The sequence below is a fragment of the Streptomyces plumbidurans genome, from assembly GCF_019857225.1.
GTDB lineage: Bacteria > Actinomycetota > Actinomycetes > Streptomycetales > Streptomycetaceae > Streptomyces > Streptomyces plumbidurans.
Genome location: NZ_JAFJSY010000021.1, coordinates 39,304 through 63,722 on the forward strand (window position 1 = coordinate 39,304; position 24,419 = coordinate 63,722).

16 protein-coding genes are annotated in these 24,419 nt (G+C 69.3%); 7 read left to right on the forward strand and 9 right to left on the reverse strand.

Annotation, left to right across the window (positions count from 1 at the left end):
- Window positions 1–142: 142 nt before the first annotated feature.
- Window positions 143–1,960 carry a tetratricopeptide repeat protein gene (locus JYK17_RS16460; RefSeq protein ID WP_222810630.1) on the reverse strand — a complete coding sequence of 606 codons (1,818 nt, stop codon included), beginning with the start codon at window positions 1,958–1,960 and terminating at the stop codon, window positions 143–145.
- Between the two features lie 46 nt (window positions 1,961–2,006).
- Between JYK17_RS16460 and JYK17_RS16465 the strand changes: the two genes are divergently transcribed.
- The 3 genes from JYK17_RS16465 (at window position 2,007) to JYK17_RS16475 (ending at window position 4,615) form a co-directional block, all read left to right on the forward strand.
- Window positions 2,007–2,615: a toll/interleukin-1 receptor domain-containing protein gene (locus JYK17_RS16465; protein ID WP_222810631.1), complete on the forward strand. Its 609-nt coding sequence runs from the start codon at window positions 2,007–2,009 to the stop codon at window positions 2,613–2,615.
- A gap of 51 nt (window positions 2,616–2,666) precedes the next feature.
- Window positions 2,667–3,983, forward strand: a complete 1,317-nt coding sequence (locus tag JYK17_RS16470; protein WP_222810632.1) for a helix-turn-helix domain-containing protein — start codon at window positions 2,667–2,669, stop codon at window positions 3,981–3,983.
- A gap of 212 nt (window positions 3,984–4,195) precedes the next feature.
- A complete protein-coding gene (locus tag JYK17_RS16475; RefSeq protein WP_108006162.1) occupies window positions 4,196–4,615 on the forward strand; it encodes a hypothetical protein in 420 nt (139 codons plus the stop codon).
- Between the two features lie 71 nt (window positions 4,616–4,686).
- On the opposite strand, the gene JYK17_RS16480 is transcribed toward JYK17_RS16475, so the two are convergent.
- Window positions 4,687–5,448 carry a hypothetical protein gene (locus JYK17_RS16480; RefSeq protein ID WP_234548252.1) on the reverse strand — a complete coding sequence of 254 codons (762 nt, stop codon included), beginning with the start codon at window positions 5,446–5,448 and terminating at the stop codon, window positions 4,687–4,689.
- A 48-nt stretch (window positions 5,449–5,496) separates the two neighbouring features.
- Entirely contained in the window at window positions 5,497–6,762 is a 1,266-nt protein-coding gene (locus tag JYK17_RS16485; RefSeq protein WP_108006164.1) for a glycosyltransferase family 4 protein, read from the reverse strand.
- 260 nt (window positions 6,763–7,022) lie between these two features.
- Between JYK17_RS16485 and JYK17_RS16490 the strand changes: the two genes are divergently transcribed.
- Window positions 7,023–9,872, forward strand: coding sequence for a tetratricopeptide repeat protein (locus JYK17_RS16490; RefSeq protein WP_222810633.1), 2,850 nt, complete (start codon window positions 7,023–7,025; stop codon window positions 9,870–9,872).
- A gap of 208 nt (window positions 9,873–10,080) precedes the next feature.
- Here the strand turns inward: JYK17_RS16490 and JYK17_RS16495 are convergent, their stop codons facing one another.
- The gene (locus JYK17_RS16495) at window positions 10,081–11,454 is read right to left on the reverse strand and encodes a helix-turn-helix domain-containing protein (RefSeq protein ID WP_222810634.1); all 1,374 of its coding nucleotides are present in this window, start codon (window positions 11,452–11,454) and stop codon (window positions 10,081–10,083) included.
- A gap of 208 nt (window positions 11,455–11,662) precedes the next feature.
- Here JYK17_RS16495 and JYK17_RS16500 point away from each other — a divergent pair, with 208 nt between their 5' ends.
- Both JYK17_RS16500 and JYK17_RS16505 read left to right on the forward strand, forming a co-directional pair.
- Window positions 11,663–12,109, forward strand: a complete 447-nt coding sequence (locus JYK17_RS16500) for a glycine-rich domain-containing protein (RefSeq protein WP_128801442.1) — start codon at window positions 11,663–11,665, stop codon at window positions 12,107–12,109.
- A 191-nt stretch (window positions 12,110–12,300) separates the two neighbouring features.
- The gene (locus tag JYK17_RS16505) at window positions 12,301–12,963 is read left to right on the forward strand and encodes a class I SAM-dependent methyltransferase (RefSeq protein WP_128801443.1); all 663 of its coding nucleotides are present in this window, start codon (window positions 12,301–12,303) and stop codon (window positions 12,961–12,963) included.
- Window positions 12,964–13,016: 53 nt separating this feature from the next.
- Here JYK17_RS16505 and JYK17_RS16510 read toward each other — a convergent pair whose 3' ends face one another.
- From JYK17_RS16510 to JYK17_RS16520, 3 genes are all read right to left on the reverse strand, one after another.
- Window positions 13,017–13,880 carry a hypothetical protein gene (locus JYK17_RS16510; protein ID WP_128801444.1) on the reverse strand — a complete coding sequence of 288 codons (864 nt, stop codon included), beginning with the start codon at window positions 13,878–13,880 and terminating at the stop codon, window positions 13,017–13,019.
- 140 nt (window positions 13,881–14,020) lie between these two features.
- Window positions 14,021–14,224: a DUF397 domain-containing protein gene (locus JYK17_RS16515; RefSeq protein WP_108006176.1), complete on the reverse strand. Its 204-nt coding sequence runs from the start codon at window positions 14,222–14,224 to the stop codon at window positions 14,021–14,023.
- Entirely contained in the window at window positions 14,221–15,051 is an 831-nt protein-coding gene (locus JYK17_RS16520; RefSeq protein ID WP_108006178.1) for a helix-turn-helix domain-containing protein, read from the reverse strand. Before JYK17_RS16520 ends, JYK17_RS16515 begins: the two co-directional genes overlap by 4 nt.
- A gap of 241 nt (window positions 15,052–15,292) precedes the next feature.
- Here JYK17_RS16520 and JYK17_RS16525 point away from each other — a divergent pair, with 241 nt between their 5' ends.
- Window positions 15,293–15,817: an ATP-binding protein gene (locus JYK17_RS16525; RefSeq protein ID WP_234548516.1), complete on the forward strand. Its 525-nt coding sequence runs from the start codon at window positions 15,293–15,295 to the stop codon at window positions 15,815–15,817.
- Here the strand turns inward: JYK17_RS16525 and pglX are convergent.
- Window positions 15,744–19,358, reverse strand: a complete 3,615-nt coding sequence (pglX, locus tag JYK17_RS16530; protein ID WP_128801446.1) for a BREX-2 system adenine-specific DNA-methyltransferase PglX — start codon at window positions 19,356–19,358, stop codon at window positions 15,744–15,746. The genes JYK17_RS16525 and pglX overlap by 74 nt on opposite strands.
- Complete coding sequence (gene pglW, locus JYK17_RS16535; RefSeq protein WP_222810635.1) at window positions 19,355–24,082, reverse strand: BREX system serine/threonine kinase PglW; 4,728 nt, start codon at window positions 24,080–24,082, stop codon at window positions 19,355–19,357. Before pglW ends, pglX begins: the two co-directional genes overlap by 4 nt.
- Window positions 24,083–24,419 lie beyond the last annotated feature (337 nt).

Sequence of the window (24,419 nt, forward strand, 5' to 3'; positions counted from 1 at the left end):
GGAACCCCCTGCTCACCTGCCGGTCGCCCAGCCGTGAGTCCACAACATTTTCACGTTCCGAATCGTAGAGGAGGAACGGAAGGGAGGACCGGGAGGTACGAGGTCCGCTGGGCCCCGCTTGCGGGGGCCGCCGGAAGCGGCCTCAGGCGGACTGCGCGGCAGCGAGCAGGTCGTCGACCTGATGCGCCCGGCGCAGGACTTCGGTGTGGCGCGGATCACCGAGGTCATCGAGGACTTCGGAGAGGTCGACGAGGGCGGCGAACAGCAGAAGCGTGGGCTCGTCCCACTCCTCGCACAGAGAGACGAGCCGTTCCAGAACCTGGCGGGCGTCGTCGAGGCGGCCCAGCCGGCGCAGGGCCGCGGCGCGGTTCAGCAGGATCTGCTCTGTTCCGTAGCCTCCCGGGCTGGAGACGCGCTCGGCCTCGTCCAGCATCCGCAGCACCTCCTCGGCTACGGCTCTGGCCGCGGGGCCCTGCTCGGGGGCGTGGCGCAGCAGGTGCACGGAGTAGTCGTTGAGGACCATGGCCAGTGCCTCGGCGTCCTCCTCGCTTCCGGAGTCGCCGTAGGTGCGGCGGGCCATGGCGAGGGCCTGCCGGAAGGCCTCGTCCGCCTGCCGGGTCCGGCCGGCGCTCTCCAGGATCGAGGCATAGAGGTTGAGCGTCTGGGCGTGGTCGGCGTCGGATCGGTCAACCTCCAGGGCGAGCGCGCGCTCGACGGGCTCCAGCGCCGCGGCGGGACCTTCGGCCATGCGCACGGCCATCGCGTAGTTGGTGAGGTACGTGGCGTGCTGGACCGGCGCGGGGTGGCCCGCCCTGTCGTAGAGGTGCAGGGCGCGGTGGGCGGCCTGAAGGGCCTCCATGTCCTCGCCGCGGACCCGGTGGAAGACCGAGAGCCGGTCCATCAGGTCGGCCGCCTCCGGCAGGCCCTCGCCGTACTCCTCGGCCAGCGCGACGAGGTGCCGCACATGGGGCAGGGCGTCACGCCACTCGGGCCAGGAGTCGTGGTCGTGGGTGTCCCCGCGCAGGGCCACGGCGAGGAAGCGCAGGGCGATGTTGGCCCAGCGGCGGCGCTGCGCGGCGTCCAGCGTCCCGGCGGGCAGCGGATGCAACGGCCGCGGTATGCCGACGAGCCGGATGCCGTCCCCTCTGGATGTCACCAGCAGCAGGCCGCGGTCGAGCAGCCGGCGCAGGGCCAGGGCCATCAGGGATGTGCTGGTTCCCAGGTCGCGCAGTGGTTCCGGGAGCGGCCCCCATGCCTCGGCGAGGAAGGAGACGGGCAGCGGTTCGGCGGCGAGGGTGCTCAGCAGGGTCAACAGATCACGCTCCGACTGCCGGCCGAGGCCGGCGAGGCGGCGCCATTCGTAACCGAAGCGGGCGCGCGCGAGTTCGTCGTCGCTTCCGTCCTCCCTTGCGGGGAAACGGTCGCGCAGTGCGGCCTGCACCTCGTGGTGCAGGGTGACGACACCGGGCGCGGCCCTGCCGGTGGGTCGGGCGCTGAGCCACATCCGGCCCTCGATCTTCTGCGCCAGGTCCCGTCCCCGCAGCGGGGGCTCGATGTCACCTTCCTGAGCTGCGCCCAGTTCGTCGACCGGGATGCCGAGTGCGACATGCAGGCACCAGAAGACCAGGGCCTGGCCCGCGGCGCCGCCCAGGCCGCCCGGCACCACGGCGGAAGCGGTGTCGCGGGCCTGCTGCACGCCCCGTACGACGCGGTCGGTCAGCCAGCGTCCGCGCTCGGTGTCGGTGCAGTCGTCCCGCGGTCCGAAGGGGGCGAAGGCCGGGGCGCGGGCCACTGCCAGGAGTGCCTCGTTCTCGCCGTCCTGGTCCTCGCGCAGGGCGCACGCCATGACCCGGTGCACCTGGCGCAGGCCCGACCGCAGCTCGTGCCAGACGGCGGTAAAGCCGGGCGGCACCGCGGGACCCGGATCGGGCTGCTGAGCAGGGGCGGAAGGCGTTTTCACCTTGGGGCCGTTTTTTTCACCCGCCGCCCTGCGTTTCGATCCCCCCATGAGCACTGACACCCCCGCTTCGGTGGACCGGCAGCCCGGCGGCCGCCCCTCGCCCCATGTCTTCATCAGCTACCGGACGGGCGACGAACCGTTCGGCGCGGCCCTGATCGACACCGCACTGTGCGCTCGTCTCGGGCCGGATTCCGTCTTCCGCGCCCCTCGGTCGATTCCTCCGGGCGAGGACTTCGCGCACGCCATCCTGAACGCGGTGAAGAAGTCCTCGGTGCTGCTGGCAGTGATCGGTCCGCGCTGGCTGGAGGCCACCGACCGCGACGGCAGGCCGCGTCTGCACGATCCGGCCGACTGGGTGCGCCGGGAGATCCTTCAGGCGTTCCACAGCGGGGTGCGGGTGATCCCGGTCCTGCTGAACGCCAATCTACCGCAGGAGCACGAACTGCCTCCGGCCATCGCGCAACTGAGCAGCCATCAGTACCTGCGGCTGCACCACCGCTATGCACCGGCCGAGCTGGCACGGCTGGTCGACGAGGTGGAGGCACCGCTCGACCGACCGGCCGACAGCCCCGGGAGGCTCGAACAGGCCGGATTCCGGGCGGTCCCCAGCAGGGCTCGCATCTCAAAGGATCATCGGGAATCATCGGACAAGTAGCAAGTGTCGCCTATATCGTCCTGACTCACCCTCTTGAGCAGGAGTACCGCCTTGCCACCTGTCGCCTTCGGGGAAGCCCTTCGCTTACGCCGAATAAGGGCCAACCTTTCCTTGTCCGAGCTGGCCGGACGCGTCCACTACTCGTCGTCCCAGCTCAGCCGGGTGGAGAACGGAAGGCGGGAACCGAGCCCGGACCTCGCCCGGCTCTGCGACGCGGCGCTGAACGCCGGTGGGGAGCTGTCCGTCCTGGTGCCGGCGCCCGCCGCTGCGGCCGGGCCTTCCCGCTCCGCCCCGTCCCGAGAAGCGGACCAGGAACTGCGGGCCGCTGCGGACGACGGTGTGGGGGCCCCTCCGTCGGCCCTCTGCCCGGCCGTGTTGCCCGAGGAGGACGAAGCGGAGGGCTTTCGGTCCGTCACCCACTTCGCCGTCCACCTGGACGAGTTGCGCCGGCTCGCGCAGCGCATGTCGCCCGCCCCTGTACTGGGGCAGGTGAGCAGTGCGGTGGATGTGCTGACGATGCTGGCCCGCGCGGCGCAGACCCCGGCCGTCCGCCGTCAGTACCTCGAACTGCTGGCGTTCTACTGCGAGTTCGCCGGATGGATGGCGCAGGAGTCCGGGAAGCGGCAGGAGGCCGAACGATGGATCGGGCGCACCGAGGCCGTGGCCCGGGAAGCCCAGGCGTTCGACCTCGCCGACCACACGTTCATCCGCAGGGCCGGCCTGGCGCTGTACCAGGGAGACGCACGACGGGTCACCGAGTACGCCGCCGAGGCCGGTCGGCGGGGCGCCGGCAAACCGCGCATCCTGGCCCTTGCGGCCCTGCGGGAGGCCCAGGGCCTGGCGCTGGAGGGAAACGGCGATCGCTGCACGGCGGCCCTGAACCGGGCAGGTGAACTACTCGAAGCGGCCACCGCTTCCGGGGCCGGGGAGGGCCGCGGTGCCGAAGCGGCGCAGAGCCCGGACGCCCGGCTGCGCCCGTCCGCGCTGGTGGTCGGCTCACAGTGCACGCCGAGTCTCGGTGGCCTGGTCGGCGGTTGGTGCCTGTACGACCTCGGGCGGCCGGACGAGGCCGCGGCCATGATCGAGGCAGGTCTGAAGCAGTTGCCGGTCCGGGCGACCAGGTTGCGTGCCCTGTTCACCGCGCGGCTCGCCCTCGGCCACGCCGCGTCCGGCCAGTTGACGGCCGTCGTCCCCGTGATGGACGGCCTGCTGAAGGACGCACAAGGACTGTGTTCGCACGCTGTCAGGTCCCAGCTGCAGCTGCTGGCCCGCGCGCTGCGCCGGCGTCAGGCCCGGCCGGGGATGCGGGAGTTGCACGCCCGCGTGGCGGCCGCCTCGCGCTGCGCGGGCTGCACGGCGACCGGTTGATCTGGCAACGGGCAACGCTGTTTGGGCCCCCTGTCACGCCCATACGCTGCTTGCGTCGCGAGGGGGCAGGACGGGTGATGCCCGTGGCGAGGGGGAGACACGGGTTGGCCGGCCTTCCCCCTCGTGGCGCCGGACCCACCGCCTTCAGCGCGCCCAGGCCCCCCGCCGTGGGGACGGCCGGAATGCCGTACACGAAACTCAGAGGTCGGTACATGGGAAGCAAGCAGGCTCAGTTGAAGACCGCGCTCTCGGTGAAGCAGTGCGCCGAGGTGTTCCGCACGGGAGCGCAGAGCGCACGGGGCGTGGGTTCGGTGCTCGGCGGCGTGGCGGCGAAGGTGATGGGCAACGACCTGAGCGGATACTTCACCCCCGACAACGACTCACCGTTCGCCGCCCTGGATGACGACCCGCCGGACTTCTCGGTGGGCGTGTTCGTGCCCAAGTTCAGCGGCGGCGGCCAGGGCAACGGAACCGCGATCCACATGTACGTGTGGGACCGGGGCACGACGCGCACCGTGGAGCTGTTCGCACCGCACGGCATCGGCGGGGGCATGCACGCCCGAAAGCTGGTCACGAAGGTCGCCGAAGCGTTCACCGGCGCCGACCCGGGTGCCCAGGTGGCGACGGGCTGAGCACCTCCGGCCGCCGGCCCCCAGTTCTTCGGTCCGGCGGCGGTGACCGTCACCGCCGTCGACCGTCGTGATCAGACAGGTGCGGCGAACGCGGCGGCGGAGACGTCGCGTTCGAAGTCGGCGCGCTGGAAGCCGTAGGTGGCGATGGACGAGATCCGTACGACGACGGCGAACCGGTCGGTCGACGGGACGGCCCTCGCCACCTGCGTGTGGGCGCGCTTGAGGAAGTGGACGGCGGCGTGATTGGCCAGCGAACTCTGCCCGCAGACCAGGAACACCGGACAGGTCGACTCCAGCGGCGTGAACTTGGCGACGAGCGCGTACTCCTCGTTCCCCCGGTCCCACAGGAAGCGGTTGCCGCCGACCAGGATCGCGCTGGAGTCGGGTCCGGAACCGAACGGCAGCCAGGACACCCCCGGCAGATGCGCGGCCAGGTGTCCGGCCGTGCGGGAGTTGGAGCCGCTCCAGGGCCCTCCGATGCAGAACTCGGTCCGGTCGTCGTTGCTCTCCTGGAAGGTGCCGCTCGCCTCCACGGTCACCTGGCTGTTCAACTCGCTCGCCAGCGTGGCCACTTCGACCATCGCCTGTACGTCACGGTGGGCCGCGCTGCCGGGCCGGTCGTACTTGTGGTTCATCACGATCAGGCATTCCCCTCCGGGCCTGATCCCGAAGAACGCCGCCTTCCGGCTCAGTACACGGGCGTGCTTGCCCCGCTGCCACAGCCAGACGCAGCCGCCGCTGATCACACTGGTCACGAGACCGACCACGATGTTGACCACCACCGACAGAATCTCCGTCGCCTCCCCCGGTACGCCGGCTCCGGTCGGGTACATACCCGCGTTACCGGTGGACAGACCTCGCATGCCGGGCGTACGGGCGCGTCAGACCGGCGACGGAGGGGAAGCGTCGCGAGCGGGGGCCGCGTCGGCGGCACGGTCGACGGCTGCGGCGAGCGCACGGGCGGTGGCCTGCCAGTCGAGCCGCCCGGCCAGTCCCGTCCGCACCTTCTCGGCGTAGGCGAAGGCCGCGTCGAGGTCGGAGGTCACCTTGGCGATCGCGCTGCTCCAGCGGCGTACGTCGGTGTCCTCGTCGCCGGACATCTCCACGATCATCGGTTCCGCTTCGAATCCCAGCACCTCGCGCAGCAGTTCGGCGGCGCCGCTGCTGCCGCTCACGAGGGCCGGTGTGCCCGCGGCGATCGCCTCCAGGGCCACCAGGCCGAAACCTTCGACCCGGGAGGGCATCAGGCACAGCGCGGCCCGGGTGAGGTCTCGCCGCAGTTCGGCCGGGTCGACGGTGTAGGGGCGGACGTCGACGCGTTCCCGGGCCAGCCGGGACACCTCCACGAGGGTGCTGTGCAGCCCGTCGCACTCGTCCGCGGAGGCCCCCCTGACCAGGAGCGTCAGCGGTGGTCCGGGCAGTACGGGCACGTCGGCGACGGCACGGGCGGCGAGGTCCAGCCCCTTGAGACCGATGTCCTCGGTGCGCCCGAGCACCAGCACGTGCCGCGTCGCGGGCGGACGCCGGGAGGGATGACGAGGCAGCGTGATGCCCGGGTCGAGCCGGACGACGCCGTCGGCGGCCGTGCTGCCGTCGCCGGCGAGCAGGTCGGCCGTGCGGCGGGCGATCCGCGGGCCGACCGCGGCCACGACATCGGCCGCTGCGCCGAGTTCGCGGATGATCCGCTCCCGTTCCTCGATCCGGGCGGTGGCCGCCCCCGAGTTCTTGTACCGCTCGATCTCCGCGGGCACCGTGTGGGCGATGTAGACCAGCCGGGCGGACGTGTACAGGCGGGCGTAGGCCCACGCCGCACTGCCGCTGAACCGGTCGTGCCCCACGACCACATCGGCACCGAAGCCGACGGCGGCCGCCGCGGGCAGCAGGAAGTCGGGCCCGGCCGGGGTCCGGTCGGCGGTCAGCAGGGTCACCCCGCACCGCCGCGCGTCCTCGTGCTCCTCGGCGGTGGCGCTCAGGACCAGGCACGCGGTGCGGTGTCCGTTCTCCGCCATCGCCGTGGCGAACACCCGGTTGAACGCGGGCACTCCGCCCCGGGCCGGCGCCCACATTGGGCAGAGGAAGAGATACGACTTCGACGCGCCGGTGCCGGTGGCGTACGACGCGTGCTCGGTACGCGGTTGCCCTGTCATGCTCTTCGCCGTTCTCGCTGCCTGGCCGCACCCCCGGCCGGACGGCCAGAAGCTGGTTCGCTTCGCGAGCCCAGGATCTTTTCCAGCGCGCCGTCATCGACCGGACTCCGGAACGGGGACCGTAGATGTCAGCTTTCTTGCAGGTGAGCGGGGGCGCGCCGGTGATCGCGGCACTGGAATCCACGGAACGCACGGGAATCCATGGAACGCGCTGGAACCCGCCGGAGTCCACCCGGACGTGGCACGAGGAGTGACAAAACATGACCAACGAACACAAGGCCGCGCTGGGGCGCGAGATGAAGCGGCTGCGCCGCGACGCCGGGCTCACGCTGACCGACCTGCGGGAACCGACGGGCAGATCGAAGTCCACGATCTCGATGATCGAGCGTGGCGAGTGGCGGCGTTCCTTCGACCGGTCACTGGTGGAGCAGTACGTCGATCACTGCCTGAGCGTCATCGGCGGACCGAAGGGCGTCGCCGACCTGCGTCGCCGCGACATACTCGCCCTGTTCGACGCCCTGGAGAACCTGTCCTCGGTGGCCGACACCAGGCCACAGGTGCCGCCCCGCAACCAACTCCCCCGTGACACAGCGCATTTCACCGGCCGCGAGCGGGAACTCCGACTGCTCACCGATGGCGTGCGGAAGGCCAGGGCCGGTGGCCGGGTGATCGCCGTGCACGCGGTGGACGGCAAACCGGGCGTGGGAAAATCGGCCTTCGTCACGCACGCCGGTCACGCGCTGCGCAAACGGTTTCCCGACGGGCAACTCTTCGTGAATTTGCACGCGTTCTCGGCTCAGCCGACCGTGTCTCCGGCCGAAGCGCTTGCGGACCTCCTGTCGGCGCTCGGTGTTTCGCCGCGCCACCTGCCGGACTCCCTGGAGGAGCGCGCCGCCCTGTGGCGGAGCCTCATGGCCGACCGCAAGGTGCTGCTGGTCCTGGACAACGCACAGGACGACGCGCAGGTCCGCCCGCTGCTGCCGGGCTCCCCCTCGTCCCTGGTCCTGGTGACCAGCAGGCACCGGATGACCGGCCTCGACGCGGTGACGGTCGCTCTGGACGTGCTCACACCGGAGGAGGCGGCGCAGATGTTCCGCCGGACGGCACAACGTCCGCTGCCGCCGGGCAGCCCGGTGGGCGAACTGATGGAGCTGGCCGGGCACCTGCCGCTGGCCATCTCCCTGCTCGGGGCGCGCATGAGGAACCGGAAGACGCTCACCGTCGAGCACCTGGTGGCGGAGATGCGCGACGGGACGGACCGCTTAGCGGCCCTGCGCGTCCGCAACCGCGAGGTGGCGGCCGCCTTCGAGCTGTCGTACCGCGCCCTTCCTCCCGCCCGGCGGGAGTTCTTCACCACGCTGGGGCTGCACCCGGGCCCCGACCTGGACGCCTACGCTGGCGCCGCGCTCACGACCGCCACGGTGCGCGGCACCACCCGTCAGCTGGAAGCCCTGTACAACGCCAACCTGCTGGACGAGCACGTCTTCGGCCGTTACGAACTCCACGACCTGATCGCCGAGTATCTGCGCGGACTGAACGAGACCCGGGACCCCGAGCTGCGGCGGAACGCGGTGGAGCGGCTGCTCGACTACTTCCAGGACGCCTCCCTCGTCGCCGACCGCCTGCTCCGTCCGCCGGCGGCCTCGGCCCCCGCCGCCCTCTCGCCCAGTGCCCGCACGACCGGTGCCACCCACGAGCTGCCCGCGCTCGGGGACCGCAAAGCGGCGATGGCGTGGATGGCGGCGGAGCGCGGCAATCTCCTCGCCTGCCTGCGCACCGCCTCCGGCAGTCCGCCCCGGGTGGTCGCTCTGACCGCCTCCATGGCACAGCACCTGCGCCTGAGCGGGCCCTGGGACGTGGCCGCCGGGCTGCACCAGGAAGCGGTGGCGGCGGCACGGGAGATGGGCGATCCAGTGGCGGAGGCCACCGCCCTCCTGGAACTCGCGAACGCGCACCGCAACCACGGCGACTACCCGAGGGCCGAGAGCGCCACGACCGCCGCCCTCGACGCCTTCTCCGCGTCCGGGGACGAACGCGGCCGGGCCGCCGCCCTGCTGGAGCAGGGCTCGGTGTGCTTCCTGACCGGACGGACCGCCGAGGCCGGGGACAGCTACCGCCGGGCGCTGGAGCTGAGCCGTGCGGCGGGCGACCGCCTGGGCGTGGCGGACGCGCTGGTCGAACTCGGCACCCTGGCCTATATCGTCGACGACTACCCCGAGGCCGAGCGCCGGCTCACCGAGGCGCTCCCCCTCTACGAGGAGCTGCACAGCGTGCTGGGCCGGGTCACGGCGCTCAAGAACCTCGGCAACACCTACTACTTCATGGACCACTACGACAAGGCCCAGGACGCCCTCGGCGAGGCGATCGCGCTCTCCCGGGAACTGGGGATCGCCCTCGTCGAGGCGCAGGCGACCACCAAGCTGGGCAGCGTCCTGCGCCTGATGGGCCAATACGAGGAATCCGCCGAACTCCTCGCCCGGGCACGGGAGCTGGCGAGCACGCTCGCCGACCGGTCCCTAGAAGCGGAACTGCTCATCGACTACGGCGCCGCCTTGCATCAGCTCGGCAGGGACCGTGAGTCCGAGGATGCCTTCGCCTCCTCGCTGACCCTCTACCGCGCGATCGGCGAGGACCTGGGGCTGGCCTGTGCGCTCAAGGAGTCCGCCGACGTGCTGCTGGCCACGGGCCGGCCGGACGAGGCGCGTCGGCGCCTCGGCGAGGCGCACGACCTCTACGGCAAGCTCGATGATCGCCTGGGCGTGGCCGCGACGAACAACTCGCTGGGCAGGCTGGAGCTGTCCGCCGGTGCTGCGGCTGCCTCCTCGGCCGCACACGAGTCTGCCCTGGACATCGCCCGCAGCCTGGGCAGTCCCCTGGAGGAAGCGGAAGCGCTGGCCGGGCTCGCCCGGGCCGCCGAGGCGGCAGGTGACATCGGCACCGCCCGCGCACGGGCGCGCGAGGCGCTGCGTATCCAGCAGGACATCGGCGCCGCCGGGGCCACGGCCACGGAGGCCTTCCTGGCCGGACTCGCCCCCTGCGAGTCCGCCGCGAGCGTCGATTCACCGGGCGACGGCGAAAGCCCCGGCCCGACGTGCCTGCCTCAGCGGTGATCGCGTCCTGCAGAACGCTCATGACTGTGTCGGCATGGAGCGACCGCTGACGAGCAGGGCCCCGTTGCGCCCGAATTCGGGTGCATCGAAGACCGGCGCGTCGACCGCGGCGAACCCGGCCCGCGTGAGCCGAGACTCTCACGCGGTCGGACGGTCGGTGAAGCCGAGGGTGAACAGCGCGTCGTTTCGCCTTCGTAGACCTGCGAGTTCACGCCGCGCCGGTACGGGCCGCGAACTCCCGCAGTTTGGGCAGACGGGCGGAGGTGTACAGCAGGTCGGCGGTGAGCGCCGGTACAGAGGGTCGGCGAGCCTCCTCGGGCGCGGCCTGGTCGACTGCGCGCAAGGCCGTGTAGGTGCGGTGGTGGTCGCCGATCTGTGCCCACATGCGCGCGACGTCCGTCCAATACCGAGCCTGCCGCTCGGCTGTGGGGAACACAGTCGGCGAGATGCTGCGGGCGTAGGCCACGCCTTCGTCCGGCGTGCCCAGGACGTTGTGGATGCCGATCCGATAGAGAGCCACCTGCGCCGGGGTGGCCTCGACCGTGTAGAGCTCGACACGAGGGTCGGCGCCGAGCCGCGCGGCGGTCTCCTCGGCCTCTCCGGCCAGGTCAAGTGCCGTGGCCCGGTCACCTGCCTGCGCGGCCGAGTAAGCGCCGGTCAAGAGCAGGGATGCGCGTACGGCGTGGGCCTGCACGGAGTTCTCTCCGCCCAGCTCGGCCGCCGTGCGGGCGAGAAGATGCACCGCCGACCCGGCACGGCCGGATCGGCGCATCGCGATCGCCAGGACCCGTACAGCCTCCCCCAGCGGCGCGGGCTGACCGCTCTCCCGCGCGGCGTTCAACGCGCGGTCGGCGGTCGCCCATGCGACATCGGAGTTCACCTTGACCGCCAACTCACTGGCCAGCACGTACGAACGCGCCACCACCGACTGGGTCTGCACTCGAGCAGCGCCGGTCGTGACTTCGCGCGTGGCTTCGCCGACTGCGATCAGCCGGCCCAGATCCTCGCCCAGCACCGCGTAACGGGCAGCCCTGAAGTCCCGACGGGCGGCGCTGAGGGCGTGTTGCAACCGGGCCGGCGACATGGGCTTGGCCGGCTGCGGTTGGAAGAGTGCGGCTTCCAGTAGACCCGCTGGGTCCGACGCCCTGTTGCTCGCGACGGCACGCCCCTGCCCAGTGGCCATGGCGGCCCCGAGGCCGACTGCTCCCGCGAGTAACTGCCTGCGTCGCACCGGCTCGTCCTCCTGGCGGTCAGGGTCTGCGTTTCCCAGCACCCTAACGGCCACCCTTCCCGCGGGAGCCGCCCTCGACGCATCATGTCCCGCGCGTAACTCGCCCGGGTGAGGCACCAGTCCCAGCGCTACGGGCTCGACACCGAGCGCCGCGGCCAGGCGCAGCAGCGTGTCGCGCGGCGGCACCAACTTGTTCGACTCGATACGGCTCACCGCCGACGCCGAATACCCGCACTGCCGCCCGAGTTGGACCTGAGTCATCCGTACGGCGGCACGCGCGGCGCGGATGACCGCGCCGAGATCCGCGGCGGCGGTCACGGTGTCGATGCGTGTCCCCACACCAGTGCCCATTCGGCTCTCCCCCGGTCCCCCCGCGGTGCCACCCACCGTAGCTCTGACGGCCTGTCACCGGCAGGGCGCACGCACAGCGCTTGCGCATCACGCACAAGGCGTGCGCACTGCGCCGGGCCGCTTCCCCGAGCTCCGGCCAGAGGCTTCCGTGGTGGAGCGGAACAGGCACACCCGACCACGGCACACCCACAACGAAGGGAGCACCACCATGACAACCATCACCACTCGCAGGACCGAGGTCCGGGACCCGCGTTCGTTCGTCTCCCCGGAGGTGTGGGACCGGGAGATCAAGCTCCTGGTCCGCGACAACCCGTTCGACACCGTGACGGCGGAGCGCATCTTCGGCCAGGCCATCGCCTACCTCATCACTGCCATGGAGAAGTGGGGCCAGGGCCTGGAGATCGGCTGCGGCTACCTGGTGGACATGGGTGTCCACGCCTTCATCCTCGACACCCGCAACTACGCCGACTTCTGCGCCAGGAACTTCGACGGTTGGTTCCTCCACCACGTCCCTGAGATCGAGCGCAAGAACGATGGCACCGTCATGCGCACCGCCCAGGTCATAGAGAGCAACGGCTTCGCGATCGACTGGCCGCTGTGGGAGAAGGACGCGCTCCAGTGCTCGCCCTGCGCCCCTGGTAGCAACTGCCACTGACCCGGGAACGCACGGACGTTTCAGTTAGCCGAACATCACCGGAGGCCGGCCCCGCACCGCGGAGTCGGCCTCCTCCCGTACGACTGAAACTCCGGAGATCCAGCAGAAATCCGTCCGCCGTGACCACTACCGTCACCCCCATCCCAGCCGGGACGTCCGTCGTACCGCTGTCAGATGGGGACCAACGCGCCATGAGCCACGACCTCGAGACCTACTGGAACCGGTACGGGGAGGGGGTGAAGGACGAGGAACCGGCCGAACCGCTGACGTTCGGCTGGACCCAGTACGACGGTCACGGCCCCGGCGAGGAGCTGTTGGAGCAGCCTGACACGACCCTCGAACTCGGCTTCGGACGCGGCCGTAACGTGGCATACCTGGCCCGCAAGGGCGTGCGGGCCACCGGAGTCGACATCTCCGGTGTGCAGTGCGAACGGGCCCGCGAGCGGTACGGGCACGTCCCGGGCGCCCGCTTCGAACAAGGTGAGGTGTGCCGGTACCTCACGACCGCCGGCGACGACGAAGAGCGGTTCGACGCCATCTACAGCGTGTGGGGCGCGCTGTGGTTCACCGACCCCGAACGCCTGCTTCCGCTGGTCCGCCAGTGCCTCGCTCCCCGAGGAGTGCTCGCCTTCTCCAACGCCCCCGCAGTGCCCGGCTCTTACGGCGTCCAGGGCATGTACGGGGCCGGTTTCAAAGGCCGCCGGCTGTGGATCTACCGCTGGGCCTACACGCCGGAGGACTGGACCGAGATCCTTGAGCGACACGGTTTCGTGGACGTCGACGCCCAGGTGTTGGAGGCACCGGATCCCGAGAACGTGGGCACGCTCATCGTGCGGGCCCGCGCCCCGCACTGACGGGATACGGGCCTACGGCCAGGGCAGGGCAGGGCAGCCAGGCTGCGAGTGAGCTACGCGGACGGGGAACCCTCGGCCGCGACGGCGGTTTCGTCCGGAGCAGGGTTCTCAGCCTGTGCGACGACGGAGGGCTCGTAGACCTCCTCGGCTTCCACCACCACAACTCGGGGCATCGGCTTCGCCAGTTCCGAGTCGGCGAGGTGCTTCTTCAGGCGCTTCGCCATGGGCCGGTACGTGGCGAACGTGAGCGTGCCGGAGATGGCGGCCCCAACGACCGGGATGGCCTTCGACACGCTCTTCGCGAAGGTCTGCTTCGTCATCTCGGCACCGATGTAAGCCGCGACCTTCTTGACGATGGGGTAGATGACGCCATTGGTGAGCGCCTTCTGTGGCAGCTTCTTGGCGACCTGCTTCGCCATCATCTCGGCGACCTTACCTACGGCGGCGTTCGCCGACTGGGCACCGAACATCACGCCGAAGAACAGCGTCAGCACACCCATCGTCGCGTCGTCGACGGCATCGCCGTCGTCAGAGAACAGGTCCGGCCAGCTGTAGAGGTAGGCGAGTTTCTGCGCGATCCGCAACATATGGCTGAAGTACTGCGCCAGGTCGGCGGGCACGGTCGCGGGGAGGGCCATGAAACCCGGTAGGCCGGCGGCGGCCGAGAGCGCGCTGACCTTCGCGGTCTCGTAGCGGATCGAGTCGTTGGCCGCCTTGTCCAGCACGTCGAGCGAGATGCCCGCCACGGCGGGGGTCTGTTCGACGGCTACGCGGATCTCCTCCTCGGAGCAATAGCGCGCCAGCGCCTTCCGGAGATACGCCTCCCTGTGGATGCGGACACCGGGAAGCCTCGCCGCGCTCACCAGCGCCACGGAGAAGCGGGACTCGGGGTTCTCGGTCGCTTTGCCCTCGTTCATAGCAGGAACTTACAGTAACTCCGCGCACTTGTGTGCATATTGTGCCCACTAGGTGCAGGTTACCTCACAGGTGCAGCACATATGCGGAGGCCCCGGCAAGCGCGAGCGCTACGCGTGCCGAGGCCTTCGTCTTGTCGTTGTCAGAGTGCCGCGAACTTTACGAACGTGGTCCATGCCGTGGGGTCTACGGCCAGGGTGGCGCGGGTTGTGTCCTTGGAGTCGCGGACGTGGACGGTGCCGGGGAGGGCGGCGACTTCGACGCATTCGCCACCGTTACCGGCGCTGTAGCTGCTCTTGAACCAGGCCAGTCCGTCCAGGCCGAGCCTGACCTTCTCCCCGCTCATCTCTCTCCCAACAGCTTCTCGATCAACGCACGTGATTCTGCCGGAGTGTGGGCCTGTGCGCGCAGAGTTCCGTACGTACGTTCAAGCTCCCGGACCTTCTCTCGCTCCGTGTGCACACGGCTGTCGCCTTGCACCTCCGCGTAGGCGATCCTGCGCCCATCCTTCATCTCCATCAAGGTGAACGGACCGGCCAGTCCCGCATGTTCCTGACGGGAGAGTGGCATCACCTGGATCTCCACGTTCCGCTTCTCCGCCACGAGTAAGAGCTGCTCCAACTGCACCCGCCACACCGCCCTACCGCCGAGGGGCCGCAGAAGTACGGCCTCCTCGACTACAAAGCTCAGATGCGGAGCAGGCCTCCGATCGAAGATCTGCTGTCGTGCCAGTCGGGCGGCCAACCGTTGCTCGATGATCTCTTCGTCCAGCTGAGGGAGCCACATGGCGAACACAGCTCGCGCGTACTCCTCGGACTGCAAGAGTCCCGGCATCGCCTGGGTGGCGTACACATGCAGCACAACCGCCTCGGCCTCCAGCTTGGCCGCATCGCGGAAGAACGCCGGGTACTGAGCGCGAGCCACCTCCTCCTTGCTCGCTCTCAACACCCCGCCCGCGCTTAGCACTTCATCCGCCTGATCGATGAACTTCGGCGGAGGAATGCGCCTCCCCTGCTCGAACGACGCGATGGTCGAGGCCGAGTACCCGGTCAGCGAGCCGAACCGCACACGGTCCATCCCTGCCCGCTCCCGGAACAGCTTCAACTGCCGCCCGAAGACGCACAACATGCCCGTCCCGTCTTCGTACTCCGGCTGCTGAACCTCGTCGTCCACGCCGCAGCTCCTCCCGTACGACCCTCACAGCCACCGGACCCGCCCGCCCAACGCGGGGCTCTCAAACCGGTCACGCCCAACACCGCGTACAAGCACACCGCGCCCGCGTACAGCCCACGCCCGTCAGCGCGTTGCTCCTGTTCAACGCTACGCAGAGTCCGCGACGGTTGACCGCATGAAGTCAGCAACTCCCCCGAACGGGCATATGCCCCAGTGCCCAGCTCCCGAACACGAGTTCGCCATGCGCTTTACTTCAACTCCGCGCGGCGCCCGCTTAGCCCGCCGGCTCGTCTCGCACCGCCTGAACGACTGGGGTCACCCCTACGCGACTCCCGTAAACGAAGCGCTCACCCTCATCACGGCAGAACTCACCGCCAACGCGGTACGCCACGGCAACGTCCCCGGCCGGGACTTCCACATCCAACTCACGCTGACCGAGGGGGTGTTCCGCATCGAGGTGACCGACACCCGTGCCGAGAGGCGACCTCCGTCCACTCCCCCAACTCCCGACTCGGCATCCGAGTCCGGGCGGGGCCTGCTCCTCGTATCGGCGCTCGCGAACGACTGGGGCGTCACCCCTCGCCCGGCCGCCCCAGGCAAAACCGTCTGGGCCGAACTGCGCGTACCGACCGGGGGCCACTCGCACACGCCCCGAGCGACCCCCGCACCGACGGATGTCGACCTACTCCTATCTACTGCTTCACTGCTGCGCGACGACCCCGCGTCGCGGCCAGAGGACGCCAGCCACGGAGGTCGTCGTCTGTGAGCCCGTGCTCGCCTTGCATCTGCTGGCGGTAACCGGCGAAGAAGTCGGCCGGGGAGCCGCTGTAGAGCATGTCGAACTCGTTGTGCCACTGGTACAGCCACGGCTGGAGTTCCAGCAGGCCGGCGAGGAACGGCGTGATCTCCTCGGTGGACAGTGCCGTGTTGGTGAAGTACGTGGCGAGGGCCTGCGCCTGCTCCTTGTGGTCCCAACCGGCCCAGCCGTACAGCTCGGGGGTGGCGGAGTTGGTCTGCCCGTAGGAGATGAATCGCTCCTTCGGCACGTCGAGCTTGCCGCGCGCCCGCCAGTAGGACGGGCGGAGGAAGTCGGCCGAGGTGTACTTCGGCGGCACGGGGATGGAGTCCCGGATCTTCCGCTTGGCGGGCTCGTCGGGAGCAGCGTCCTCCTTGCGCTGGAGGTCCCACACCTCTTCCCAGTCAGCGCGCTTCTTGAGCCCGGACGGCTTGTAGCGCAGGGCCGGGAGGAACGGCACGTGCTCGTCGGTGATCAGCTCGGCGACGACCTTCGCGAAGTCCTTACGGGGCGCGTAGAGCTTGGCGACGGAGACGAAGTCTTCGTCGCGCGAAAGCGCGTCGGTGAGGCGGGCCAGGGTGAGGATGGTCGGCTGCCCGTTCTGGTCGAACCAGAGGTCGCGGTTCTCCATCCGGTCGAGCAGCCAGGCCCGCAGGGCCTTCTCCTGCAGCGCGTCCCAACCTTCGGTCGCCCAACGCCTCTTGTACTCGGGCCGCTCGACCATGCCGATGGCCCGGTTCGACTCGATGGCGTCAATCCGCTTCTGGACGATCTCCCGGTAGGGGGCGGGCCAGTGAGCGGGGATCTCCGTGATGGGCGTGGACCCGTGCCGCTTGAACCACTCATCACTGGCCTCGCCTGCGGCCACGCGGCGCGCGAGCACAATCTCGAAGGCACGCTCACCGAGGGCGAGTTCGGGGATATTGGGGTCGTCGGGGTCCTCGGATACGCGGAGGTCTTCGGAGTGCAGATTGTAGAGCGAGTAGACCTGCCAATCGAGTTCCTCTTGGAGAGTGATCATTTGGGCGCGAACGGATTCCCACCGACTCCTACATTCCCTGAGCTCCGCAGATGTTGGAGTGCGCTCAGTCAGCATGACACTCGGACCGACTGACGTAAGTCGTTGAGCTAGTGTGTCAATGGCGGCAGCCAACCCGCTCGGCAACTCGGCAGGGACCGGAAATTCCGCCATTGGTGTCCCATTGAACTGAAAAAAATCTTCGAATGGAAGGGTGCTTTGGCGAGCCCCCTTAGAGTCAACCGTACTCCCCATATTATGACTAACTTGCTTTAGCCAAAAACACGCAGAAGATGAGTTTAGGATTCCGACAACACGCAGATAATCTTTCTCGGTAGCGTCGGTAGCAAGCTTGATGACTGGCGCAGACCGATTAAATACCCGGCCCCCCCGATCCAGCACGAAGTGATTATGTGTAGCAACAAAGGAGAACGAAATGGAAAGCGGAGTACGATACGCAGAAGCCGTGTACTGCATATAATCCCACCACCGCAGGCCAGCTGCAGCCATGTCACCTTGGAAGGTACGACGGGCTTCTAGAACTCGCCGAAGTGGCCACAAATCTACTTCTAGAGACCGCGTGTCAATATTTGGAGCATAAGGGTACCAGATTGATTCGGTCGGATTAGCGTCCCAGTCTCGCACCACTTCGCCAACCATCAGAGGTCGGAGGCCTTCTGGACCAGTAACCGTCCTATAAGTTCTACGGGAAGGGCGAAGGTACGCCTCGTCCGCCCCAGCTCGAATAGCACGCCCAATAGGCGGCTCAATAATGGACTTGAGTGAGCGGTCGCCAGCCTTGGCCATTTGCCCCATGACTTCGATTCCGCCATCTGACAGAACCCACGGATGCTTACCAAAATAGTGTTCACGATCTAGGTCCTCGACAGCAACCCACCTGCTCACCGTGCCCGGCTGATCGACCTGCCTGACAATGGCACTCCAGACCAAACCCTCTCGCCCGATCCGAGGGGCAGAGGGCTCTCCCTGAATCCCGCGGACAGCCCGAACAGTTGCGGAACGCATGCGACCCGCCCGGCGCTTCCCAACCAGAATCACAGTTGGTGTTCCGTGTCCGGGAATATAGGCACCCGATGTGTCAATCACCTCAGTGAGCTCGACGTTACGGGCAAAATACTCTTCGATTAGCCTAGTCCCGAATTCTCGCTTCATGAAGGAACTTGCCGTGATCTGCCCAACAAAACCATAACCGAACCCATCCGCTCCCCCTCTTTTAGCAAGCTCGAAGAATCGCTGGGCGAACGGAACGGAAAGCGCATAAGTGCCTGAACAAGCACTGTACAGCTCACGGTAAAGCTCATTGAGCTTTTTATCCTTAACCGTGACATAGGGGGGATTCCCCACAACGAGGTGGTACCGACCCTCCTCAAGGATTTGAGGTTCTTCCTGCACATCTTCCGTGAGGTATGCGAAGGAGGCCAGCGGGTCACCTGCTACCTTTTCTTCACCGTCTAGCGCTAGCACCAATTCCAATTGCCGAGCCTTGATGAGCGAGTCCCCCACTGCCAAGTGGATCGGCCACTCAAACTTCGCCGTCTCCCCCAGCGTCCGCACCCCACTAGCCGCCATAGCCGCCACCAACAACCGGAACCGAGCAATAGCCACCGCAAACGGGTTGATATCCACCCCGTGGACAGAGTCCAGCGCAGCCCGTACCCGCTCGTGCACGTCCCGCCCCGGCTGCCCTGCCGCCCACAACCGCACGAGCCGCCGGAACGCCCCCAGGACAAAGTGCCCCGACCCACATGTAGGGTCGATCATCTTCAGGTCCTCGTAGCCGAACTCCCGCACCGCCGGGTTCATCGTGCGGTCGAGGATGAACTCCTCCACGAACTCCGGGGTCTGCAGCAGCGCATACGTCTTGCGCGCCGCCTCGCTCAGGTCCTGGTACAGGTCGCCCAGGAACCGCGTGTCCCACCCCTCCGTACCGTCCTCGTTCAGCGGGTCGGTGAAGTCGTGGACGAGAACGCCCGACTCGTCCCGCCCCCGCCAGAACTCGACCAGTTCCCGCGCACCGTCATGCGACAGCGGCACCTGATACAGCGGGTTGTGCCGCTTATCAAAGAGCAGCCGTCCGGCCTGCCCCTGCCCCAGCTTCTCGAACGCCTTCTCCAGCCACCCGCGATACGTCGGGTCCTCGTCCGAGTCCACGTACGCCTCGTACCGCGACTCCGCCAGCTCCCGACGGTCGGCGTCCGGTCCCGTCAGGTACGGCTCCGGGATCAGCCGGTTGTCCTCGCAGAACCGTACGAACACGGTCCCCAGCACCCACGCGACCGCGACCTGCGTGACCCGCTCGTCCAGCCAGGACGTCCACGTCGCCGCCGTACGTCCAAGCTTGCGGGCCTGGTCGTACTCGGACCGCAGTCGCGCGCTGACCTCCGGCAGTGCTTTCACCTGTCGTGCGAGGTCCGCCTCGACCGCCTTGACCTGCTGCTTGAGGTCGTCCAACAGAGCCTTGCGGTCGATCATTTCGCTTCTCCCTCGACACCACTGGCATGGGCACTGGTACGTGCGCTAGCCGCATCCTTGCCGGATCCACGGTGGGCGTTCTCGACCCACGTGTCCGGAAGCTGAATCCACTCCCCCAGGCCGGCCTGGTACGGCACAGCCACCTGCCCCAGCCGGGGCTCACGCGTGGGGTCGCTCTGCGGAACCAAGAGCCACAGCCCCCGCCCGCCCTGCCGGGCTGCTGACGCCAGCCGGTCCAGGACTCCCATCGCGTCGTACCGCGCGAACACCCCAGCCTCCGTCAGCAGTACGGGAATGACAGCTCTGCCAGAGTCGCCACCCTTGCGCAGCAGCTCCGCGATGCGGGGCTCCACAGTGCCCCACGCGGTTCGCACATACTCAGCGAACCGCACCGCCCTCGTCGAGCCTGGCTGAGCCGCGTCCGCCTTGAGCAAGGTCTCCCAGGTGGGCTTCGTGCCCGGAGTGACCTGCGCGTGCAGGGCCTCCAGGAACAGCTCGGTCACCGACACCGCCTCCGCGCCCAGCCGTTCCGCGCCCAACTCCCGCACCGCGTCCCGTACCAACTGCTGCCGTACGGTCAGCACCCGGTACCCGTCCCGACGCGCCGACGCGAGCAACCGCTCCTCCGCCCGTACCGCGCCCGCGAGTTGAGGGTCGTCCGCGTACCGCGTCACCGCGCCCGTACGGGTCGACTGCCGCCACGCTCCCGTGGTGAGGTAGCTGGAGGCGTCGTCGACGCGGGTCGAGAGGTAGCGCAGGACGCCGTCGCGTTCGTGCATGCTCAGCGACAGTTCGAAGCCGGCGTCGCGCAACGCCTTGGTGAGCGGGCCGCCGGTGGGCAGTTCGTGGGTCGTGCCGCCGTGGCCGTCGGGGACGACCATCTCCGGGAAGCGTGCGCGGACCCGCTCGTGCACGGTCTCGACCGTCAGGCCGGGCTGCAGGCCCTCGGGCATCCCCTGGACCGGGCGTACCAGGCCCGCCTGCGTGAGCCGCAGCGCCCGTACCAGCGGCAGGTCGCGCGGATAGATCTCCAGGCGCGGAGTGGCCGCAGCGTTCACCGACGCCGCAGCCGCCAGCTCCACCATCCGTCGCTCGTCCCAGTTGACCGCCCCGGGCGGCACCGTCAACGCTCCCAGCTCGGCCAGCACAGTGGCCGCCGTTGGCAAGGTGTCCAGCTTGGCCAGCCGGTCCGCCGTACGACCCAGACGCGTCGCGTACTCCAGCAACCCTGGCGCGGTCGGGGTGTCCGGGCCGTCGGTCTCCCGTACGTCGAGCGCGAGCAGGCCCGCGCCCAGGGACTCGTCCGTCGCCTTGCGGTTCGCCTGGTGCTGGAACTCGGCCTCCTGGGGCACGAGTTGTTCCACCTCGACCACGGCCCGTACGGCCGCCAACGCCATCGCGCGCCGCTGCTCGCGCCCCGCGAGGTGCGTGCCGCGCCGTACCGCCAGCGCGTCCGCGATCTCGACGGCCGAGGCGACCCGCCCCATGCTCACCAGCAGGTCGATAATCTCCGCGCGCAGCGCCTGCACGGCGGGCTCGGCCTTCCAGCGCTTGCGCTCGTCCTTGAGCATCTGCGGGATACGGCCGTGGCTCAGCCCGAGCGCGTCCGCGACGTCCTTCTGCTTCGGCCAGACGCCGATGTCCGGCAGGACGCCCTGCTCGTCGGGCAGGCGCAGCAACAGCCGTACCATCTCCGCCTTGTTGCGGTTGGAACCGTTGTTGTTGACGGCGGGTACGAAGACGGTGGCGAGGGTGTCGAGGCTGACCGAGCGGAGGGTGCGGGCGGGCAGTGCGCTCGCCGATTCGCCCGTCGCGAGCTTGCCCACCAGGGCCGACTCGGCGGCTGTGAGCTGTTCCAGCTCCTCCTTGGCCTCCGCCCGGCCCTTGGGCGTCAGCGGCGAGACGGGGATCTCGCGCAGCCGCTCGCCCCACTCGCGCTGCCGCTTCTGGACCTCATTGCGGGTCTTGGCGCCCAGGCCGGGGGCGTTGACGAGCTTGCGGCGGCTGTAGTCGAGCAGTTCACCGACCGTCGTGATGCCCAGGCCGTACAGGAACGACTGGGCGGCGGGCGTGAGGCCGGAGACGGTCAGCGGGGTGTCGCGGGTGACTTCGGCGGCGAGCCGGTCGCGCTGCTGCTCGGCGGTCTCCGGCTCGGCGTCGGCGATGGCCGCTGCGGCGGCACCCTCGGCAGGGGCGCCATCGGTCGTGGCCGCGGGGGCCGACGCGCGGGTGCGGTGGCTGGACGGGACCGTCTGCGAGGCGTCGAGGAAGACCTTGCGCCAGGCGTCCCGCATCGGCTTCAGCTCGGGGTACCGCTTGGCCGCGTCGCGGTGCAGGGCCTTCTGGAAGAAGGCGACCAGTCCGTCCCGTACGGCCGGGTCGAAGGCCTCGGCCGCGATCGTCGGGCACGGCCATTCCTTCGCATCGGTCATGCGCGGCAGGACGCTGCCGTCGCCCCACTTGGGCAGCTCGCCCGAGGCCATCTGGTGCAGGGTGACGGCGACGGCGTACCGCTCGGCGTGGGAGTCGTAGGAGCCGCGGGTGATGGTGTCGACGAAGGGGTCGAGGTAGCCGTCGGTGCCCGCGTCGGTGTTCTTCGCGGGGTAGCCGGCGAGGGAGAAGTCGATGAGGACGAGTTCGCGGGTGCGGTTGGGGCGGATGCGGATGGCGATGTTGTCCGGCTTGATGTCGCGGTGCCAGACGCCCTCGCCCTCCAGGAAGTCGACGGCGCCGAAGAGGTAGTCGCCGTACGCCTCCAGCTGGTCCACCTGTAGGCGGCCGTTCTCGCGGAGCTGGCGGGCGACGGTCTCCTCGCGGCGGCGTGGGCGGGGTGCGGCCTCGGTGGCCTGGCCGTTCTGGCCGTTGTCGTCGCGCTCGTCGCCGACGTACTCCAGTACCAGGACCGTACGGCCGCCGATGTGCAGTGGCTCGGGTTCTACAAGGCGGATGATGCCGGAGTGGGGGCGCAGGCGGCCCATGGCCTCGGCCTCGCGGGCCAGGATCTCGCCGCGGTTGTCGGAGAGGGCGACCTTGAGCACGGCCAGCGGGCGGTTCTTGCGGGCCTCGGCCTCCAGGTCGCGGACGAGGAAGGCGCGGCTGGTGGAGCCGGTGCCGAGGCGGCGGCGGATCTCCCAGCGGCCGGCCAGCACGTCACCGGCGACGGCCTCCAGCGGGTCCTTGTCGGCGGGGGCCTCGTCCTCCTCGCCCGGACCGTCGGTGCCGGTGGCGGACGGGGCCGGGGAGGTCAGGGAGTCCTCGACGACCTCCAGCAGCTCCAGGAATTCGTCCACGCTGGAGAGCCGCTGGCCCGGCCGGTAGGCGGTGGCGGCTTGCACGAGGTCGTCGACGTCCTCCGAGAGCCCGTCCACCAGGGAGCTGGGGCGCAGGCCCTCGCCAGCTTCCAGCCGGGCCAGCAGTTCGGCCTGGCTGGCTGCGGGTGCCTTGCCGGTGACGAGGAGGTAGGTGAGGACGCCGAGTCCGTAGACGTCGAGGTAGACCGGGTCGGGGCGGGGGGCTGTGAGTTCCGGCGCGAGGTAGGCGTCCGCGTCGTCGGCCAGGTGCATGGCGGACAGGGCGGTCGGCGCGAAGCGGGTCATGCCCTGGGAGGAGTCGCCGCTGCGCTGGGTGGCGATCTGCCAGTCGGAGATCTGCAGCTGCGGGGTGAGCCAGGCGGCCTCGTCCCCCACGGCCTGTCCCTTCCCGCCGCGCCGCCGGGGGACGACGTGCACGGAGCGGGCGGCCAGCGCGCGGTGGTGGATGCGGCTGGAGTGCGCGGAGCGCATGGTCTCGGCGAGCTGGCGGACCAGGGCCATCCTGCCGAGGATGTCCAGCTTCTCGCCGTACTGGACCAGGTACTCGTCCAGTTTGAGCGTGGCCGGGTGGTAGTCGAAGATCAGTGCGGGTCCGGCGGCATGCCCGGAGGGGAAGTACTGCTTGAGCTCGACCACACCCGGGTGCTTGAAGCGGCCCAGGACTGCGGCCTCGCGCCGGGCGGCGTTCTCGACGGACTGGCGCAGGGTCGCGTCCGAGCCGCGTTCGCTGAGGTAGATGCGGACGCGAGCGGCCTCGGGCAGGTCACTGTGGCGGGCCAGGTAATCCGCCCAGGTGGGCCCGGAATCGAAGGACTTGCGCTCCAGCTCGTAGGGGCCGACCTTGTACTGCGCGTCGCTCTTGCGGATGCCGATGTTCTTGAGGGCCGCCTCGATCTCGCGCGAGCCGATCGCGGTGATGCGGCGCCGCTCGTCGCGCGGGGGCTGCTTGAGCATCTCGACCAGCTGGTGGACGGTGTAGACGCCGTTCTGGTCGTGCGCCGGCAGCCGTACGCGCAGACTGTTGTCGGTGAAGCACACGGCCTCGGCGACCCAGACACGCTTGTGGCCGGGGAGCGCGAGCAGGCCGGCCAGCTCCTTGGCCTTGCGGTTGACCAGGTGCAGCGGGTTGCCGTGCGTGCGGCGTCTGCCGCCGGGCGTGGTCTGCACCCAGGTGCCGTTCTCGGAGGTGACCGAGCCGTGCCAGTCCTTCAGCTCGATCATGCAGACGCCGCCGGGGGCGACGACCAGCAGGTCCACCTCGCGCACGTGCCCGGTGTTCGCGGTGAAGGTGAAGTTCGACCAGGCACGCCAGGGGTCGGAGTCCGGCAGCTTCTCCCGGATCGCCTCCAGGCCGCGGCGCTCATGGACGAACTCCGACTCGGTGACCGTCGTCCACCGGCCGCCTTCCCGCATCTGCTGCCATCCCCGCTCGTCGAAACGTTCACCCGCCTGACCGGGAGCTTCAGGAGCTACCCGTCAGGCGAGGGCGAAAACCCCCAGGTGAGTAGATCCTAGTGGCTGGCACCGACATGAGGAGCCCCCGTGAAGGAAGTGCATACGCGACATTCGCCCACGTCACCGCGGGCACGCACCCCTTCACGACGCGCGCACCGCCTCGCCGGGAGGCCCAGCCACGTCACCGAGCGGATCGCAGGCACCAACTCCCGTCCGCCGACCAGAAGTTAATCCGATTCCTCGCCCGAACCGTGCGCTACGCTTGTCCCTCGCTGCGCACCTTCCCGGAGGGTAC

Excerpts from the sequence above, each read along its gene's own strand:
- JYK17_RS16465 (WP_222810631.1), top strand. The coding sequence starts at position 2,007 with ATGAGCACTGACACCCCCGCTTCGGTGGACCGGCAGCCCGGCGGCCGC.
- JYK17_RS16475 (WP_108006162.1), top strand. The coding sequence starts at position 4,196 with ATGGGAAGCAAGCAGGCTCAGTTGAAGACCGCGCTCTCGGTGAAGCAG.
- JYK17_RS16480 (WP_234548252.1), bottom strand. The coding sequence starts at position 5,448 with ATGTACCCGACCGGAGCCGGCGTACCGGGGGAGGCGACGGAGATTCTG.
- JYK17_RS16485 (WP_108006164.1), bottom strand. The coding sequence starts at position 6,762 with ATGACAGGGCAACCGCGTACCGAGCACGCGTCGTACGCCACCGGCACC.
- JYK17_RS16490 (WP_222810633.1), top strand. The coding sequence starts at position 7,023 with ATGACCAACGAACACAAGGCCGCGCTGGGGCGCGAGATGAAGCGGCTG.
- JYK17_RS16495 (WP_222810634.1), bottom strand. The coding sequence starts at position 11,454 with ATGGGCACTGGTGTGGGGACACGCATCGACACCGTGACCGCCGCCGCG.
- JYK17_RS16500 (WP_128801442.1), top strand. The coding sequence starts at position 11,663 with ATGACAACCATCACCACTCGCAGGACCGAGGTCCGGGACCCGCGTTCG.
- JYK17_RS16505 (WP_128801443.1), top strand. The coding sequence starts at position 12,301 with ATGAGCCACGACCTCGAGACCTACTGGAACCGGTACGGGGAGGGGGTG.
- JYK17_RS16510 (WP_128801444.1), bottom strand. The coding sequence starts at position 13,880 with ATGAACGAGGGCAAAGCGACCGAGAACCCCGAGTCCCGCTTCTCCGTG.
- JYK17_RS16515 (WP_108006176.1), bottom strand. The coding sequence starts at position 14,224 with ATGAGCGGGGAGAAGGTCAGGCTCGGCCTGGACGGACTGGCCTGGTTC.
- JYK17_RS16525 (WP_234548516.1), top strand. The coding sequence starts at position 15,293 with ATGCGCTTTACTTCAACTCCGCGCGGCGCCCGCTTAGCCCGCCGGCTC.
- pglX (WP_128801446.1), bottom strand. The coding sequence starts at position 19,358 with ATGATCGACCGCAAGGCTCTGTTGGACGACCTCAAGCAGCAGGTCAAG.
- pglW (WP_222810635.1), bottom strand. The coding sequence starts at position 24,082 with ATGCGGGAAGGCGGCCGGTGGACGACGGTCACCGAGTCGGAGTTCGTC.